Source organism: Variovorax sp. RA8 (assembly GCF_901827175.1).
In the GTDB taxonomy this organism is placed as follows: Bacteria; Pseudomonadota; Gammaproteobacteria; order Burkholderiales; family Burkholderiaceae_C; genus Variovorax.
The window spans coordinates 2,191,733-2,207,598 of record NZ_LR594662.1 but is presented as its reverse complement, the minus strand read 5'-3'; the positions used below and the strand labels follow the sequence as shown (position 1 = coordinate 2,207,598).

16 protein-coding genes are annotated in these 15,866 nt (G+C 67.5%); 12 read left to right on the top strand and 4 right to left on the bottom strand.

Going from position 1 to position 15,866, the window contains the following annotated elements; translation table 11 throughout:
• Positions 1–73 precede the first annotated feature (73 nt).
• Entirely contained in the window at positions 74–814 is a 741-nt protein-coding gene (locus E5P3_RS10500; RefSeq protein WP_162585918.1) for a response regulator, read from the top strand.
• A gap of 17 nt (positions 815–831) precedes the next feature.
• On the opposite strand, the gene E5P3_RS10495 is transcribed toward E5P3_RS10500, so the two are convergent.
• On the bottom strand, positions 832–1,569 hold the full coding sequence (locus E5P3_RS10495; protein WP_162585917.1) for an SDR family NAD(P)-dependent oxidoreductase: 738 nt from the start codon (positions 1,567–1,569) through the stop codon (positions 832–834).
• A 128-nt stretch (positions 1,570–1,697) separates the two neighbouring features.
• On the opposite strand from E5P3_RS10495, the gene E5P3_RS10490 reads away from it, so the two are divergent.
• From E5P3_RS10490 to E5P3_RS10465, 7 genes are all read left to right on the top strand, one after another.
• Positions 1,698–2,609, top strand: a complete 912-nt coding sequence (locus E5P3_RS10490) for a LysR family transcriptional regulator (RefSeq protein ID WP_162585916.1) — start codon at positions 1,698–1,700, stop codon at positions 2,607–2,609.
• Between the two features lie 135 nt (positions 2,610–2,744).
• Positions 2,745–3,539 (top strand): DUF899 domain-containing protein, encoded by a 795-nt coding sequence (locus E5P3_RS10485; protein ID WP_162585915.1) that lies wholly within the window; start codon positions 2,745–2,747, stop codon positions 3,537–3,539.
• A 553-nt stretch (positions 3,540–4,092) separates the two neighbouring features.
• Complete coding sequence (locus E5P3_RS10480; RefSeq protein WP_162585914.1) at positions 4,093–4,647, top strand: thioredoxin family protein; 555 nt, start codon at positions 4,093–4,095, stop codon at positions 4,645–4,647.
• 7 nt (positions 4,648–4,654) lie between these two features.
• The gene (locus tag E5P3_RS36125; protein ID WP_269473976.1) at positions 4,655–4,777 is read left to right on the top strand and encodes a hypothetical protein; all 123 of its coding nucleotides are present in this window, start codon (positions 4,655–4,657) and stop codon (positions 4,775–4,777) included.
• Entirely contained in the window at positions 4,774–6,072 is a 1,299-nt protein-coding gene (locus tag E5P3_RS10475; RefSeq protein ID WP_162585913.1) for an ATP-binding protein, read from the top strand. The genes E5P3_RS36125 and E5P3_RS10475 overlap by 4 nt, the downstream gene beginning before the upstream one ends.
• Positions 6,069–7,874, top strand: coding sequence for a cytochrome c biogenesis protein DipZ (locus E5P3_RS10470; protein WP_162585912.1), 1,806 nt, complete (start codon positions 6,069–6,071; stop codon positions 7,872–7,874). Before E5P3_RS10475 ends, E5P3_RS10470 begins: the two co-directional genes overlap by 4 nt.
• A gap of 108 nt (positions 7,875–7,982) precedes the next feature.
• The gene (locus tag E5P3_RS10465) at positions 7,983–9,386 is read left to right on the top strand and encodes a serine hydrolase domain-containing protein (protein WP_162585911.1); all 1,404 of its coding nucleotides are present in this window, start codon (positions 7,983–7,985) and stop codon (positions 9,384–9,386) included.
• A gap of 43 nt (positions 9,387–9,429) precedes the next feature.
• Here E5P3_RS10465 and E5P3_RS10460 read toward each other — a convergent pair whose 3' ends face one another.
• Positions 9,430–9,717 carry a hypothetical protein gene (locus tag E5P3_RS10460; protein WP_162585910.1) on the bottom strand — a complete coding sequence of 96 codons (288 nt, stop codon included), beginning with the start codon at positions 9,715–9,717 and terminating at the stop codon, positions 9,430–9,432.
• A gap of 586 nt (positions 9,718–10,303) precedes the next feature.
• The gene (locus E5P3_RS10455; RefSeq protein ID WP_232073072.1) at positions 10,304–10,702 is read right to left on the bottom strand and encodes a hypothetical protein; all 399 of its coding nucleotides are present in this window, start codon (positions 10,700–10,702) and stop codon (positions 10,304–10,306) included.
• A gap of 147 nt (positions 10,703–10,849) precedes the next feature.
• Here E5P3_RS10455 and E5P3_RS10450 point away from each other — a divergent pair, with 147 nt between their 5' ends.
• From E5P3_RS10450 to mddA, 4 genes are all read left to right on the top strand, one after another.
• Positions 10,850–11,287 carry a secondary thiamine-phosphate synthase enzyme YjbQ gene (locus tag E5P3_RS10450; RefSeq protein ID WP_162585909.1) on the top strand — a complete coding sequence of 146 codons (438 nt, stop codon included), beginning with the start codon at positions 10,850–10,852 and terminating at the stop codon, positions 11,285–11,287.
• Positions 11,288–11,379: 92 nt separating this feature from the next.
• Positions 11,380–12,051, top strand: a complete 672-nt coding sequence (locus E5P3_RS10445) for a TetR/AcrR family transcriptional regulator (protein WP_162585908.1) — start codon at positions 11,380–11,382, stop codon at positions 12,049–12,051.
• Entirely contained in the window at positions 12,048–14,219 is a 2,172-nt protein-coding gene (locus E5P3_RS10440) for an alpha/beta hydrolase (RefSeq protein WP_162585907.1), read from the top strand. The genes E5P3_RS10445 and E5P3_RS10440 overlap by 4 nt, the downstream gene beginning before the upstream one ends.
• A 151-nt stretch (positions 14,220–14,370) precedes the next feature.
• Positions 14,371–15,132, top strand: a complete 762-nt coding sequence (gene mddA, locus E5P3_RS10435) for a methanethiol S-methyltransferase (RefSeq protein ID WP_162585906.1) — start codon at positions 14,371–14,373, stop codon at positions 15,130–15,132.
• A 57-nt stretch (positions 15,133–15,189) separates the two neighbouring features.
• Here the strand turns inward: mddA and E5P3_RS10430 are convergent, their stop codons facing one another.
• Positions 15,190–15,831, bottom strand: a complete 642-nt coding sequence (locus E5P3_RS10430; RefSeq protein ID WP_162585905.1) for a c-type cytochrome — start codon at positions 15,829–15,831, stop codon at positions 15,190–15,192.
• Positions 15,832–15,866 lie beyond the last annotated feature (35 nt).

Sequence of the window (15,866 nt, the reverse complement as noted above, 5' to 3'; positions counted from 1 at the left end):
CCGCGCAACCAGAGACATGCATGGAGGGCTACATTTGCGCCTGCACACCCGCCCCCTGCAAAGCCGCGCCGCCATGACTCCGAAGAGCTCCGACCACATCCTCATCGTCGACGACGACCGGGAGATCCGCGAACTGCTGACCGCCTACCTGGTCAAGAACGGCCTGCGCGTCGCCGCGGTGCCAACGGGCCGCCACATGCGGGCGGCGCTGGAAGAATCGGGCCCCTTCGACCTGATCATCCTGGACCTGATGTTGCCGGGCGAAGACGGCCTGTCGCTCTGCCGCGACCTGCGCGCGGGCAAGTACAAGGCCACGCCCATCCTGATGCTGACGGCCCGCAACGAGGAAGCCGACCGGATCCTCGGGCTGGAAATGGGCGCCGACGACTACCTGGCCAAGCCCTTCGCCGCCCGCGAACTGCTCGCCCGCGTGCGTGCCGTGCTGCGCCGCACGCGGATGCTGCCGCCGAACATGCGATCGACCGAAGGCGCCACCCGGCTGGCCTTCGGCGACTGGCAGGTCGACACCACCGCGCGCCACCTGATCGACGATAGCGGCGTGATGGTGGCCCTGAGCGGCGCCGAGTACCGGCTGCTGCGCGTCTTTCTCGACCATCCCCAGAAGGTGCTGAGCCGCGACCAGTTGCTGAGCCTGACCCAGGGCCGGGAAGCGGAGCTCTTCGAGCGTTCGATCGACCTGCTCGTCAGCAGGCTGCGGCAGCGCCTGCGTGACGATGCGCGCGAGCCCCGCTACATCAAGACGGTGCGCAGCGAGGGCTACGTCTTTTCATCGACGGTCGAAGCGCAGGAGTGAGCGGGCGGCGCCCCGTCTCACCACTTGCCGGCGGCCATGCCGCCATCCACCGGCAGCACGATGCCGGTCGTGAAGCCGGCGCCGCTCAAGTACAGCACGGCGTCGACGATTTCCTGCGCCGTCCCGATGCGGCCCGCCGGCTGCAGCGTGTTGAGGAAGCCGTGCATGTCCTTCGTGTACATCGGCGTGTCGACGATGCCCGGCGCCACGGCCGTCACCTGGACGTTGTGGGGCGCCAGTTCCAGCGCCAGGGCCTTCGTCGCCTGGTTGATGCCGCCCTTGATCAGCACGGGCAGCAGGGCCGGCACGCTCTGGTTCGGTGCCAACGCGATGCTCGCGGTGATGCTGATGATGTGCCCCGCCTTGCGTTCGACCATGTGGCGCGCAGCGGCCTGCGACGGATAGAAGAAGCCCTTCAGGTTGGTGTTGACCAACGCTTCCAGGTCATCCTGCGTGTACTCGACGAAAGGCTTGGCGTTGAAGATGCCGGCGTTGTTGACGAGCACGTCCACCTGGCCGAAGCGCTCGATGGCCCGTTGGACCAGCGCGCTGCCGACGGCCGGATCGGCGACGTCGCCGGGCACGCCCAGGAAGTTGTCGGGCGAACCGAGCGACGCGGCGGCTTCCTGCAGGCGTTCGGCGGTCCGGGCGTTGCCGACGACGTTGTCGCCGCGATGGAGGAAAGCGGCGGCCAGCGCCAGGCCGATGCCGCTCGAGGCGCCGGTGATGACGACGGTCTTGGGGTGGGTCTTCATGGTGACTTCCTTTCGGTGGTGGAGGTGAGAGGGGGCTTGTGTCACTTCCCCCTGGGCCGTACTCTATTTGTCCCCATGGTGTTAATAAAGACAGACCATGCCACTTCAGTCCTTACATCGTGTAAATCATGAACCGGCAATTCGATGACTTGATGCTGGGAAGCCTGGAACTGTTCTGCCTGGCCGCGGAGCATGGCGGGTTCACCGCCGCCGCCAACATCGCGGGCCTGACGCCGGCCGCGGTGAGCAGGACCGTGGCCCGGCTCGAGGAACGCCTCGGCGTTCGCCTCTTCCTGCGCACGACGCGGCAGATCCGGCTGAGCGATGCGGGCCAGGCCTATTACGAGCAGTGCCGCCAGGCGCTCCACCAGCTGGTGGAGGCCGAGCGCGAGGTCAGCGGCCAGCAGGTCACGCCGAGCGGCCTGCTGCGCATCAGCGCGCCGACCACCTATGGGCACTACCGATTGCTGCCACTGCTGCCGGCATTCAGGGCGCGCTACCCTGACATCCGGGTCGAGGTTCACGTCAGCAACCGCAACATCGACTTCGCCGCCGATGGCTACGACCTGGCGGTGCGGGTGCGAGCGCCCGGCGATTCGACGCTGATCGCACGCCGTCTCGAGGACGCCGAGCTCGTGCTGGTCGCTGCCCCCGACTACCTGAACCGGCGCGGAGAACCACGAACCGTGGACGACCTGCCCGCCCACGAATGCATCCAGTTCGAACTGCCCAGCAGCGGCCGCACCATCCCCTGGCTGTTTCGAAGGGATGGTCAAGACATCGAGGTGTCCACCTCCGGCGGCTACGCCTGCTCGGACGATGTTCTCGCGGGGGTCACGCTGGCCCGTCACGGCGCGGGCATCTTCCAGGCTTATCGATTCGTGGTCGAGGAAGACCTGCGCCAGGGGCGGCTGATCGAGGTGCTCAAGCCCTTCGGCGGGCGAAGCCGGCCCTACAACCTCCTCTATCCGCAGCTGCGCTTCGTGCCCTTGCGCGTGCGCACCTTCGTGGACTTCCTGGTGAGCCGCCAGGCAGGGTGACGGCCCGCGGGAAATGCCGCCAAACTTGTTACTCCCCCCGTTCGATTCCCGGTGCCAGACTGCCGCACGACCCGCAGCGAATGGCATCGCGCCTCAGCCCGAGGCACGGGCATTCGCCCAACAGGAGATTCGACCATGACCCAGTCAACCGAGAACGCTCGGCAAGGCGGCCAGCCCGCCATGCACACACCACCGATCGTGTCGCCACAGGCGTGGGAGGCGGCCCGCGAGCAGCTGCTCGTGAAGGAAAAGGCCCAGACCCGCGCCCGCGACGCCCTGGCCGCCGAGCGCCGGCGAATGCCGTGGATGGCCGTGGAGAAGGCCTATGCCTTCGAGGGGCCGGCGGGCAAGGCCAGCCTGCTCGACCTGTTCGACGGCCGGCGCCAGTTGATCGTCTACCGTGCCTTCTTCGAGCCGGGCGTGTTCGGCTGGCCCGACCATGCCTGCCGTGGCTGCTCCATGGTGGCCGACCAGGTCGCCCACGTCGCCCACCTGAACGCCCGTGACACCACGCTGGTCTTCGTCTCGCGTGCGCCCCAGCCGGACATCGTGCGGCTGAAGGCGCGGATGGGCTGGGAGCTGCCGTGGTTCACCCTCACCGACCGCTTCGACGCCGACTTCGGCGTGGACGAGTGGCATGGCACGAACGTGTTCTTGCGCGACGGCGACCGTGTGTTCCGCACCTACTTCCTCAACAACCGCGGCGACGAGCAGATGGGCAACACCTGGAACTACCTCGACATCACGCCGCTGGGCCGGCAGGAGGTCTGGGAAGACTCGCCCGAAGGCTATCCCCAGACGCCGACCTACAAGTGGTGGAACTGGCACGACAACTACGCCGCGGACGCGGTGCCGGACAAGAAGTGGGTCGAGGTGTCGGACGCCGGCGAGGCGGCGTTCCGGAACCAGGACGCGGCCGCGAAACCCTGAGGCGGGGACAGCGGACGATCGCCGGCGCCGCGCGAACGAGGTCGCCGCAAGTCCTTCTTTTGCGTGTGCTTCCCCGCTCGCGCTGCGACCAGTCCATTTGGACTGAGCCGTTGCTATCTGCCCATTTCGCCAGTTTGGTCACACCGGGGATCGGATCACCCGGGTCAAACTACTTGCATGCCCAAAGCATTTGCACTTCTGCTTTGTGCCGTTGGCACAGCATGGCTCGTACACACGTTCGGTTTCGGAATGCTCGTCGCGGCCGGCGCACTCGCCGCCGCCGCGCTTCTGTTGTCGGTGGGACGTTTGCAGGAGGCCGGCGCTCCTGACAGTCGACTGACCACCGACCACACGACCAGGTTGACGGACCTGTAGGGCGACCTGCACCGGAGGCGATACCGCCTCGAAGACCGAGGGCGACCACCCTGCCTTGTGAAACGTAGTGTGTCGACTTCGTGCGTCGATACAGAGATGTACCGCTTCCGCGCCGTTCGAGGGCGATAGGGTTGAAGATCCGGGCGTTCCTTCACCAACCCGTCCGCAAAGGATCGCCATGAAGTTCAACCATCTCGCCTTTGCCGCCTTGCTCGCGGCCTCGTTTGCCGCCCTGACCTTCGCCGGCGCTCCGCTGGCCGGCAACACGCCGGTCGCCGCGCAGCAGCCGGCGCCCGAGTTCCAGGACCTCGAGAAGTGGCTCAACTCCGAGCCCTTGAAGATGGAAGAGTTGCGCGGCAAGGTGGTCCTGGTCGACTTCTGGACCTACACCTGCATCAATTGCCTGAACCATCTGCCGTACGTCAAGGACTGGCATGCCAGGTACAAGGACAGCGGCCTGGTCGTGGTCGGCGTGCATACGCCCGAGTTCGCGTACGAGAAGTCCACCAGGAATGTCCAGAAGGCCATCGAGCGCCTGGAGATCAAGCATGCTGTCGCCCAGGACAACAACTATGCGACATGGAAGGCTTTCAGGAACCAGTACTGGCCTGCCGTCTACCTGATCGACAAGCAGGGGCGCATCGTCTACTCGCACTTCGGCGAGGGCAGCTACGGGGTGACCGAGAAGAAGATCCAGGCACTCCTGGCAGAGCCGTCTCCGACGGGTTCGTGAGGCCGGCATGAAGAAGTTCTGGCTCGCCCTGCTGTTCTTCGCGGGGGGCATCGCGCACGAGGTCCGCAATCCGGTGAACTGCCACCTCATCGCGTCGCGTCGGGTCACCAAACCGGAAGGCAGGCCATGACCCCTCGCTCCCTGTTCGCCCGCGTCACGCTCATCATCGTGGTGGGCCTCGCGATCGCGCAGCTGCTGACCTTCGCGGCGATCCGCTACGAGCGCGGCATGGCGCTTCGCGAGCTGATGATGACCGGCATCGAGCGCGACATCGCGAGCTCGATCGCCATCCTGGACCACCTGCCCGCCGCCGAGCGCGAGGGCTGGCTGGGCCGGCTGGAGCGGCGCAACTACCGCTTCATGCTGGGCGACGGCGTCGCGGGCCCGCAGCCCGCTTCGGAGCAGTCGCAGGCGTTTGCCGCGGCCATCGTGAACGCGCTGCACCCCTTCGAAGTCGTGAAGGTGGCACAGGCCACCGGCGACGACGTCCGCATCCAGGTCAGGCTCAGCGACGGCAGCCCGGTGGTCGTCGATGCGCGCCGGGTCGGCATGCCGGTATCGAACTGGGTCATGTGGGTGCTGCTGCTGCAGCTCGCGGTGCTCGGCATCTGCGCCTGGTTCGCGGTGCGCCTCGTCACGCGGCCCCTGGCCCGCCTCGCGGCTGCCGCGGACGAGCTCGGGCCCGACCTGAAGGGCCGGATGCTCGGGGAGGAAGGCCCTACCGAAGTGGCGCACGCGGCGCGTGCGTTCAACGCCATGCAGCGACGGATCGCGGGCTACATGGCCGAGCGGGTGGAGATCCTGGCTGCCATCTCCCACGATCTGCAGACGCCCATCACCCGGATGCGGCTGCGCACCGAGATGATGGACAACGAGAAGGACCAGTTGAAGTTCCGGCAGGACCTCGACGCCATGAATGCGCTCGTCAGGGAAGGCGTCACCTATGCAAGGACGCTGCACGGTGCCACGGAGCCGCCGTGCCGCGTCGATGCCGACGCGCTGCTCGAAAGCATGGTCGCCGACTACCAGGACTCGGGCCAGCAAGTGCGCCTGGAGGGGCGGATCGGCGGGCCCATCGTGACGCGTCCGAACGCGCTGCGCCGGATCGTCGCCAACCTGGTCGACAACGCGCTGAAGTTCGGAAGCGAGGTGCGCATGCAGGTGCGCGCCGACGCGGACCGGCTCGTCATCGCCATCGTCGACAACGGGCCGGGCATCCCCCCCGATCAGCTCGAAGCCGTTCTCAAGCCCTTCTACCGGGTCGAAGGCTCTCGCAACCGGAGCACGGGAGGCACGGGCCTCGGGCTGGCCATCGCCCACCAGCTTGGCATCGCGATGGGCGCGCAGCTGAGCTTGCACAACCGCGACGAAGGCGGCCTGGAGGCCCGGGTCGTCATGCCCCTCCAACGGGACCCCGCATCATGATCATTCTCGCGATTGCCTACCTCGGCGGCGTGCTCACCATCCTGAGCCCCTGCATCCTGCCGGTGCTCCCCTTCGTGTTCGCGCGCGCCGACCGCCCGTTCCGTTCGCATGGCCTGCCGATGCTGCTGGGAATGGCGCTTGCCTTCACCGGCATCGCCACACTGGCTGCCGTAGGCGGCGGCTGGGTCGTCGCGCTCAACGAGTACGGCCGGTACGCGGCCATGGCCCTGCTCGCCCTGTTCGGCCTCACGCTGCTGCTGCCGGCCTGGGCAGATCGCATGAGCAGGCCGCTCGTCGCGCTGGGCATGCGGCTGTCCGAGCCGTCCCAACCGGGAGCGGCGCCTTCATCGCCGCGCCCGTCGGTCCTGTCGCCGCTCCTGCTGGGCATCGGCACGGGCCTGCTGTGGGCGCCCTGCGCAGGACCGATCCTCGGGCTGATCCTGACCGGCGCGGCACTCAACGGCGCCAGCGCCGGCACCTCGTTGCTGCTGCTCGCATATGCCGCGGGCGCGTGCACCTCCCTGGCGGCCGCGCTGCTGTTCGGCGCACGCGTGTTCTCGGCCTTGAAGGGATCGCTGCGGACCGGCGAATGGATCCGGCGTGCCGCCGGTGCGGCAGTCCTGGTCGGTGTCGGCGCGATCGCGCTCGGCCTGGACACCGGCCTGCTCAGCCGGCTCTCGTTCGCGACCACCTCGGAACTGGAGAAGACGCTGCTGGAGAAGATCGAGCATCCGGGACCGCTGTCGTCCCTGCCGCGCCCCGGCGCCGGCGTCGACGAGCCGGTCATGCTGCCGACCGCCGCCCGCGAACCGGCACCGGCACCAGCACGCGTACTTGGAACGGAAGGCTTCTTCCCTTCGCTGGCAGGTGCGACCGAATGGATCAACTCCGATCCGCTGACGCCCGAAGGCCTGCGCGGAAAGGTCGTGCTGGTGGACTTCTGGACCTACTCGTGCATCAACTGCCTGCGCACCCTCCCGTACCTTCGCGCATGGGCCGACAAGTACAAAGACGCGGGCCTGGTGGTCCTCGGCGTGCATGCGCCCGAGTTCGCCTTCGAGAAGCGCTTGTCCAACGTGCGCAAGGCCACGAAGGATCTGGGCATCGGGTTCCCCGTCGCCGTCGACAACGACTTCGCCATCTGGCGCGGGTTCGGCAACCGGGCCTGGCCAGCCTTCTACTTCATCGATGCGCAGGGGCGCATACGTCACCACCAGTTCGGGGAGAACCAGTACGAGGAGGCGGAGCAGGTCATCCAGCAGTTGCTGCAGGAGGCGGGACGGCCGCAGGTGCCATCCGGACGCGTCGCGCCGCAGGGCCAGGGCGTCCAGGCCGCGGCCGCGCCCACCGCTGCAGGATCGGAGGAGACCTACCTGGGCTACCACCGCGCGCACAACTTTGCCTCGCCGGGCGGCCTGGCGCGCGACCGCGCAAACGGCTACCAGGTCCCCGCCTCGTTGCGAACCGACCATTGGGCGCTGGCCGGCGACTGGACGGTCGAGCGCGAGCGCGCGGTGCTGAACCGCGTCGATGGACGCATCGCCTATCGCTTTCATGCACGCGACCTGCACCTGGTGCTCGGCCCCTCGGCCGACGGCAGGCCCGTGCGATTCAGGGTGCGCCTGGATGGCCAGCCCCCGCTCTCGGACCACGGCTTCGACACCGACGCCCAGGGCAACGGCACCATCGATGGGCAGCGGCTTTACCAATTGGTTCGCCAGACAACGGCCGGGAAGGACCGCCTGTTCGAGATCGAGTTCATGGATCCCGGGGTGCAGGTCTACGCGTTCACTTTTGGCTGAGCGCCTGCTGCGGTCGATGCGCCCGCGAGGGCCGCATCGGCGGATTGGCGTGCCCTGCGCCTGCCGCACTACACTCCCCTCCCCTTTTTTTGCCGCAGCGACCACACCATGAAGAAGAAGAACGCCACGTCCGCCTGGCTCCAGCCCGCCCTCGCCTACATCCCCGCCTGGCTCGCCTTCCAGCTCGAACGACACCAGCAGGTCGGCTGCAGCGTGGCGATTGCGCAGGACCAGGAACTCGTCGCGGAGTTCGCGCTCGGCGCGGCCGACCTGAGCACCGGCGAGGCGCTCACGCCGCGGCATCGCTTTCGCATCGCCTCGCACTCCAAGACCTTTACCGCCAGCGGCGTCATGCTGCTGCGGGAGCAGGGCAAGCTTGGCCTCGATGATCCGATCGGCCGCCATGTGGGCGGCCTGCACAAGGAGCTGGCGAAGGCGCGGGTCGGCGAGCTGCTGTCCCACGGCGCAGGCGTCGTGCGCGACGGTGCGGACAGCGGGCAGTTCCTCGACCGGCGGCCTTTCCTGTCGCGCGACGAGCTGCGGGCGGAACTGGCGAAGAAGCAGCCGCTCGCGCCCGGCCTTCAGCTCAAGTACTCCAACCATGGCTACGGACTGCTGGGGCTGATGATCGAGGAGATCAGCGGCACCGAGTACACGGCATGGATCGCCCGCCACGTCGTCAAGGCCGCGGGCCTGCGCGAGACCGTGCCCGACATGCCGCAACTGCCTCGGTCGGCCCCGTTGGCCAAGGGGCACAGCACCCAGTTTCCCTTCGGGCAGCGGCTGATCGTGCCGGGCGACAACGTCTGCCATGCCATCGCGCCGGCAGGCGGCTTCGTCTCGACCGCGGCGGACGTGGCCCGCTTCTTCGCGCAGCTCGCGCCCGAGAGCAGGAAGAGCATCCTGTCGGCCGCCAGCCGGCGCGAGATGATCCATCGCCGCTGGCGCGACCCCTGCAGCATGCAGGAGTCGCACTATGGCTACGGCACCATGATGAGCGGACCCGGGCCAAGGGAGTGGTATGGCCACACCGGCGGCCTGCAGGGCTTCGTTTCGCGCACGGCGCGCTTCCCGGAGTCGGGCTTCACGATCACGGTGCTCTGCAACGCGCTGGACGGGTGGTCCTACGCATGGGTGGACGGCATCCAGAGCATTCTTTCCGCATTCAAGCGCCATGGCGCGCCGGGCCGCAAGCAGGCGGCCTGGAATGGCCGCTGGTGGAGCATGTGGGGTGCCAGCGATCTGGTCGCGATGGGCGAGGTGGTCTGCCACGTCGCGCCAGCGATGAGCGTGCCCTTCGACGGCGCGACGACGGAGTTCGAGATCTCGGGCAAGGACAGCGGGGTCATTGCCAGGACCTCCGGGTACAACAGCCCCGGCCAATCGATCCGTCTGGTGCGCGATCGCAAGGGCAATCCGGCCCGGCTGTGGGTGGGCGGCACCCAGCTGCTGCCCAAGGAGGCCATGCTGGCCGAGGCCCGGCAGCGCTATCGCAAGGCGGCGGCCTCTTGACCAGGGGGTGCCGGCATCGCGCCGGCCTGTCTGCCTGAGCCTCTCAGGCGGCCACGAAGCTGAGCCGCGCCTCGTGCGCCAGCGCATCGCGAACGATGGGCCGGGCATCCTCGTCCACGAAATCGAACAGCGCGTCGGGTATCTCGTCTTCCTCGAGCCCGAAGAGGATCTCGATGGCATCCTGCTGGGCTTCCGAGAACGTCCCGGCCTGGACCAGCTCGTTGAACTTCGTGGCGGTCTCCTTCGGGGCCAGCTGGCGCAGCTCGAGCAACTCGAGCACCAGCTCGATCTGCGAGGGGGTCAGGGGCTGGGGGGCGGCAGAACGCTTCATGACGGGGGATCCTTTCGGTGGAGCTCGGGACTTCTTCCTCTGCTGTGGAATCAGTCTCTGGGTCGATGCTTAAGCGTCGCTGAAGCCCACGTAAAGAAGCATTGCTGGTCGTGAAAACTTTGTGCCGGCGTGAGGAAAGTCTCGTGCTGGGCGTTGTTCGGACGATACGGGTCGAGCCCGGAAGGGTGGGGGTGAGGGCACCGGGCCTGTCAGGCATAGACAGTTCGTCAATGACACCTGGCGAATCCAGCACATGAGCACCGAGCGTCATCCAACCCAGACGTGTGATTCCGCGCACCACCAAGCCCGGCTGCGGACTGCCTAGCCATGCGGGCAGCACGACCTGCAACGTTGCTTCGAGCTGGCCGGCGCGCACCAGCGTGCTGACGCTTTCGATGTCCGTGTCGTCATTGAAGATCAGGGGCAGGGGTTCGCCGGCGAGACGGTGAAGGAGCGCAAGGCGTCTAGGTGCATCGAGATCTGGCTTCGCAAACCCCTTCCTGCAACAGCAGCCATCCTCGGCAGGGCCTTGTTTGCGAATGAAGCCTGACCTTGCCGAACGGCCCCCCGTGGAACCGACCGGCACTCAGCGCTTCTTGGTCTCCGGTGCGTCCGCATTCCCGCCACGCGCGAATTCCCCTCGGCGGTTCGCCGCGCGGGCAGCAGCCCGGCGCTGCGCAGTTGCCGCCTTGCGTTCTGCTTTCGACAGGCGCGGCGCGGTGGTCGGTCGCACCTCCACCTCGCCCATCTGGGGGCCCCGTGCGGCCTCGCCGCCTTCGGTCGCGCGGCCGGCCCGCGCTGCCGAGCGCTCCGCCGGGGTCGACCTGGCCGTGGGACGTGCCTTGGCTTGAGCCGGATCGGCTTCACCCGAGCCCTGCGCGAAAGCGACTCCGCCGAAGGCTGGAACAAAGGCCATCAGGGACACCAGGAGTACCCGGCGCGCTTCGCGTGCGGGAGACAAGTTGAGTTCGGAAAAAGAGCGCATGCTGGAAACTCCACGGGTTGAAAGAAGAAGCAACTCTAGGAGCGACTTCCCCGCCCTCTATTGATCTCGATCAACCTAGCATCGCAGGTGGGAGCCTCCATTGCCGTCCGTCGAAGCCGGCAGGTGTATCGCCCTATCCTTCATCCCATGCACCAGCAGCAGTCCACCACCTCCCTGGACATCGATACGCCCGGGCGCGCGCTCGTCGAGATCACGCGCCCCGTGACGGAATGGGTCGACGCGCAACGTGTCCGGACCGGCCTCCTCACCCTCTTCATCCGCCACACCTCCGCCAGCCTCCTGATCCAGGAGAACGCCGATCCCGATGTGCAGGCCGATCTGAATCGCTTCCTTGCCCGCCTGGTGCCCGATGGTGATCCGCTGTTCCGCCATCGCGACGAAGGGCCGGACGACATGCCGGCCCATGTCCGCGCCGCGCTCACGGCGGTGCAGCTGTCGGTCCCGGTCTTGAACGGCCGCCTCGCCCTGGGCACATGGCAGGGCATCTACGTGTGGGAGCACCGCCTGCGCCCGCACCGTCGCCAGGTGGTGCTGCATCTTCTGGGGGCGCTGGCGCCCGATTGACATCCGCCCATCGAGCTCTTAGTATTGAACGACTGTTTAAACCAGTCGGTGAATCAACGATGTCAGACGCTACTGCCCGCCGGTCTGGATCCGTGGTCTCGAAGCTTCACGACGGTGACGCGACGCACACGCGGGAGCGCATCCTGGATGCGGCGTTCAGACGCCTGGTGTCCGAAGGCTACGCCGCGTTGAGCGTGCGCGAGATTGCCAAGGACGCCGGCGTCAACCATGCGCTGATCAACTACCACTTCCGCAGCAAGGACCAGTTGGTCATCGATGTGCTCGACGCCGCGAACCAGCGGCTGTTGGCACGACAGGCCTCGATGTACGCCAGCGACGACGGCTTCGCGCAGAAGTGGGCCAGCGCGCGGCGGTTCTACGAGGAAGACCTCGGATCGGGATTCGTGCGCCTGCAAGCGGAGCTGTGGGCGGCCAGCTTGTCGAACGCCGGTCTGCGCGAGAAGTTCCTGCCGCGCCTGCTGGCCTGGAAGGAACTCGTGCTGGAGGCAGTGCGCGAGGCCGTTGCTGCATTGGAGGCCGACGGCACGAAGCTGCCGCCCCCGTTCACGCCCGAGGTCATCGCCTGCTGGATCTCGGAGTTCTGGCTCGGCATGGAATTCGCCGACCTGCTGGGCGTGAAGGAAGAGCAGGCCCAGCACCGCGCTGCGCTGGACGCCGTGCAATGGTTGCTCGAATCGCTGGACGCCAAGGCGGCCGCCCGCACTGCACAAGCACCCGTCGTGCGCGGCAGGAGATCCCCATGAGCACGGCCGATCGCAAGCTGCCGCAGCGTCTGGCCCGGATCGCAGGTCCCCTGCCCGAGGCCGGTACCGTGCCGGATGCCGTCTCCTCCCCGTACGAAACCGTGCAGCCGGTACAAGAGGGTTTCATCGAGCGCGAGGGCGTCAGGGTCTGGTACGCAACCTGGGGCGAGAGCGGCCCGTGGATTGCCTTCGCACCGCCCTTCCAGATCGTGCACAGCCAGATGCTCAAGGGTACGGTGCCCTACCTGTCACGGCACTTCCGTGTCATCACGATGGACGGTCGCGGCAACGGCCGCTCCGACCGGCCGGCGGGGCAGGAGGCTTACAGCTTCGATCACTTCTACGGCGACTTCGTTGCCGTGCTCGATGCGGTGGGCGCCGAACGCGTGGCCCTGGTCGGCATTTCGGCCGCGGCCATGACCGTGCTGCGGCTGGCGGCCGAACAGCCGCAGCGCGTCACGCACATGGTCGCGGCCGGCGGCTTTGCAGAGTCGCTGCTCGAAGACCCAAGGCTGGCGCAACGTGTTGCGAAGGAAGGCGAGTTGCTGCGCGGCGACTGGCCGGCCTATGTCGACTGGTTCATGACCACCATCTTCAGCGAAGCGCACTCGACCAAGCCGTACGAAGACGGCGCGCACTACGCCTGGGCCACGCGGGCCGACTGGCTGGACTGGTGCCGCAACGCCTGGCTGGACAAGGACGTGCGAGAGCTGGCGCGCCGCGTGGCCTGTCCCACGCTGGTGATCCACGGCGACCAGGACGGGCGCATTCCGTACGCCAAGGGCCGCGAGATCCATGCGCTGGTGGCGGGCTCGGAAATGCTCACCATCGGGGGCGGCGGCCATGTGACGGCGGCACGCGACCCGGTGGTCTTCAACCGCACGTTGCGAGAGTTCATCGGCGGCAGGCCGCGCGAGCGCACCTGGACGCGTGCCATGAAGCGCCCTCGCCGCGCGCTGTTCGTCTCCAGCCCCATCGGCCTGGGCCACGTGCAGCGCGACCTGGCCATCGCGCGTGAGCTGCGCAAGCTGCAGCCGGACCTGTCGATCGACTGGTTTACCACCGACCCCGCCGCGAGCTACCTCGAGCGCGAAGGCGAACACCTGCACCCGATCACCCGGCGCCTGGCCAACGAGAGCCGCCACTTCGAACGGGTGGCCGGCGAACACGACCTCTCGGCCTTTTTCGCGCTGCGCACCATGGACGAGGTCATGAGCCACAACTTCATGAGCTTCGTGGACCTGATCGAGGCCGAGCACTACGACATCGTGATCGGCGACGAGGCGTGGGAAGTGGACTACCACTATCACGAGAACCCGGAGCTCAAGCGCCAACCGTATGTCTTTCTCACCGACTTCGTCGGCTGCCTGCCCATGGAGGAAGGCAACGAGCGCGAAGCCTTGCTGTGCGCCGACCGCAACGCGGACGACATCGAGCACGTGGCGCGCTATCCGTACCTGCGCGACGCGGCCATCTTCGTCGGCAACCGCGAAGACGTGACCGAGCAGCCCTTCGGCCCCGGCATGCCGGCCATCCGCGACTGGACCGATCGCAATTTCTGCTATTGCGGCTACTGCCTGCCTTTCGATCCGCGCGCCCTGGCGGATACCGAGCGCTTGCGCATGCGGCATGGCTACCGCAGCGACGAGAAGATCGCCATTGCAGCGGTGGGCGGCACCTCTACCGGCCGGCACCTGCTGCAACGGATCGCGCAGGCCTTCCCGCGCATGAAACGCGAACTGCCCGAACTGCGCCTGATCCTCGTCACCGGCCCTCGGCTGTCCACCGACGAGTTCGAGCCCCAGCCCGGGCTGGAGCTGCGGTCTTACGTGCACAACCTCTTCGAGCATCTGGCTTGCTGCGACCTGGCGCTGGTGCAGGGCGGGCTGTCGACCACGATGGAACTCGTGGCCACGCGCCGCCCCTTCCTGAGCTTTCCGCTCCAGCGCCATTTCGAACAGTGTGTGCACGTGCGCCAGCGCCTCGCCAACTATGCCGCCGACCGCTCGATGGACTACGCGGCGACGCTGGACCCGGATGCCCTGGCCCGGCGGGCGCTCGCCGCGATGCATGAACCTGTGCGCTACCGTCCGGTAGAAACCGATGGGGCGGCCCGCGCCGCCTTGCGCATTGCCCAGGTGCTCGACAACCGCGGGTGGGCACGATGAAGCCGCGCAAGCCGCACGGCTGCGAAGTGCCGTAGCGCCGGCGGCACCGGCCCGCAGCGGGCCAGTCTTTCTTCCCAAGGCCTTTCGTGCCTGCAGCGCGCAGGTACGCGGGCTCGACTCGTCCTCAAATCATCGCTACAGGAGATTCGTCATGGCAATCCTCGCCGCACTCTATGGGCTGGTGGTGTACCTCTTCTTCCTCGCCACCTTCGCCTACGCGATCGGCTTCGTCGGCAACCTGCCGCTACTGCCAAAGACCATCGACAGCGGGACCAGTGCGCCGCTCGTCGAGGCGCTGCTCGTGAACGTCATGCTGCTGGGGCTCTTCGCGGTGCAGCACAGCGTCATGGCCCGACGCGGCTTCAAGCGCTGGTGGACCCGGCTGATCCCGGAATCGGTGGAGCGCAGCACCTTCGTGCTGGCGGCCAGCGCGGCGCTCGCCCTGCTGCTGTGGCAGTGGCGGCCCATCGCCGAGCCGGTACTGTGGAGGGTCGACGATCCCGTTGCGCGCATCGCCTTGCAAGGCGTGTTCTGGCTGGGCTGGGGCGTGCTCCTCATCAGCACCTTCCTGATCAACCACTTCGAGCTCTTCGGCCTGCGGCAGGTGTGGGCGAACATGCGCGGGGACGCGCTGCCGGCCGCAGACTTTCGCACGCCGCTGTTCTACCGCCATGTGCGGCACCCGATCTATCTCGGCTTCATCCTGGCCTTCTGGGCCGCGCCGACAATGACGGCGGGCCATCTGCTGTTCGCCGCGGCCTCTACCGGCTACATCCTGATCGGCATCTGGTTCGAGGAGCGCGATCTCATCGAACAGTTTGGTCAACGCTACCAGGCGTACCGCCAGCAGGTCGGCATGTTGCTGCCCAGGCTGGGCGGCGCCCGCGGCCGGAAGCATCCCAGCCAGCCTTGATCGAGGTGATCGACGAGCACATCCAGGTCGTGGAGGCGCGCCCCAGCGGCCCCAAGTTCAGGGCAGCGAGGCCAGATACGCGGCCAGCGACTCGATCTCGGCATTGCTGAGGCCGGCAAGCAGCGGATCCGGCTTCGCGGAGCTTCCGTGCGGCCGCGTGCCGCTGCGCATCAGCTGCAACGACCAGGTGGTGTAACGCACCTTTTGCCCGGCGAGTCGTGCCGCGCCGGCGTTCGTCCCCTTCAACCCCGGACCGTGGCAGCCGGCACATCGCAAGCGGTCGGCCAATGCGCGGCCGGCCTCGCTGCCGGCCGCTTGCACCGTGGGAGGGGGCACCAGTGCGGCGAAGTGTTCGGCAAGGTCATCGACATCCTGCTCGCTCAACTCCGCGGCGAGGGTCACCATCACCGGGGCAGTACGTTTGCGCTCGCGAAAGGCACGCCACTGGGCAATGAAGTAAGCCCTGGGCTGGCCTTCGAGCAGCGGCACCGTCGAGTGGATCGCTTCGGTGGACGAGTGGCAAGATGCGCAGCGCGCGGCGGAGAGCCGCGCGCCAGCTGCAGCATCGGCGGCCGCCGTGCCGTGCGCGACCAACAGGCAGCCCATCAGCGCAGCGGCTGCAGCTGTCTGCCGAGCACGATCAGCGATCACGTCGCGTGCGCCAGACTCGAGCGCCGGAAGGAAGATCGGCGTTTGCATTTCGACGAAGGACTTCCTGAAGCCTAAGACAAGAA